This window comes from Erwinia sp. PPS120, from assembly GCF_047918655.1.
Lineage (GTDB): Bacteria > Pseudomonadota > Gammaproteobacteria > Enterobacterales > Enterobacteriaceae > Erwinia > Erwinia tasmaniensis_A.
The window spans coordinates 1-1,507 of sequence record NZ_JBLREF010000096.1 but is presented as its reverse complement, the minus strand read 5'-3'; the positions used below and the strand labels follow the sequence as shown (position 1 = coordinate 1,507).

The window sequence follows — 1,507 nt, the reverse complement described above, 5'->3', positions numbered from 1 at the left end:
GGATAAAGCGGTAGCTGTGATGCGTCTGCACCTTCAGCGTCGTCTCTGACCAGTTGCGCTCCCGCCGCCACTTCACGAACCGCAGCAGCAGCGCGTACAGGCTTTTCGGATGGGTGGCCGGACCGACCGGCTGGCGGTAGACTTCATCCACGGTAAGCAGGCGGTTTGAGGCGGGTTTATGGTTAGCCATATTGACGCTCCGGTGTCAGGGCTGGCACGGCCTGAAGCAGGCAGCTAAGAAGAGGATTCAGGTAACGAGGGCGAAGGCGGTGGTGGTATTTTCTTTTTCTTCCTGATTACTGTATCCGGCTCAGACCCGACCGGTTTTGCTTCCGGCCCTTGTTCTGCCTGCCCTGAAGCCACTTTTTGCCGGTCAGACTTAGCCCCGACTTGCCCCGGACTTAAGGCAGACTTACTTTCATCCTTATCAGACTTGCCTTTATCAGAGCCAGACTTGCATTCATCGCCTTCGTTATTCTCCACATCCAGCAGCCCGCACAGGTGCGCCTCTTCACCGTTACCGCCGTCCCACAGCAGCTCATAGCGCAGCAGGTGCCCGCGACAGCCGCCGTGCAACAGCAGATACTCCATCTCCGTCAGGCGCAGACAGTGATTCTTCAGCTGGCTGTCGCTCCAGTTCGTCCACGCCCGGATATCACGCCGCGTGAAGCGTATTTCTGAAGCCGGACAGTTTTGCACGCTGGCCATCGCCTCCACCATTTCGCGTAACAGTATCAACAGCTTCCGGGTCTGTGGCGGCATCTCGTCCAGTGTGCGACCCAGTATTTCATGCGACAGCCGGTTGGCAAGCCGGATGTCTGACGGCTGTACCCGGATGTATTCGATAAACGAACCACGGTGCTCAGCCCGTTTCACCTCACGCTGATACTGGTGCAGCAGCGCCACCGACTGGATAAGGGTGAGGTATTTCATATGGTCCCGCCGGGTGCGGGTCTTGTCGCTGAGGAAGGTGAGCTGCTCCGCATACGGATTGACCACCTTCAGCGGGCGCAGCAGCCGCTGCGCGTTCTGATGTAAGCGGGTCAGATATTGCTTCTCGCTGGATGCCAGCAGCCCTTCCAGCGTCTGCGCCCGGCGCTGAAGCGCATGTATCGCCTGCGTCTGCTCCCTGGACTCGTTGACCGTCAGCACCAGGCAGCGGTTCAGCAGCTCTTCGTCCACGTCAGAAGCGGTGGTCGTCAGCATCAGCATCACCGGACCTTTCACGCTGTACTCCCGCGTCACCAGCTCGCCGCTGGACTCGTCCTTGCCGGTTGACGCTATCTTCAGCTCCCCGTCACTCTGCAACAGCTTCAGCGCATAGGCCGCCTGTCTGACGCCTTCTTCCTCTGCTATCGCCAGGATTTTGTGCTGTAGCGAGGTTTCACCGAGGTAGTACAGGCTCTGCCCGGTCATGGCGCTGTACTGTACCCGCTCCTCTTCCGGCATCAGCCCCAGCACCGCGTCCATCAGCGACGACTTGCCCGCCGCCGAGGAAGACTGGATA

Annotated in this window: 2 pseudogenes; both read right to left on the bottom strand. The window is 59.5% G+C overall.

Going from position 1 to position 1,507, the window contains the following annotated elements:
- Positions 1–190, bottom strand: a pseudogene (locus tag ACLRGG_RS21265) (site-specific tyrosine recombinase XerC); the annotation flags it as partial.
- Positions 191–234: 44 nt separating this feature from the next.
- Positions 235–1,507 (bottom strand): annotated as a pseudogene (locus tag ACLRGG_RS21260) (DNA primase); the annotation flags it as partial.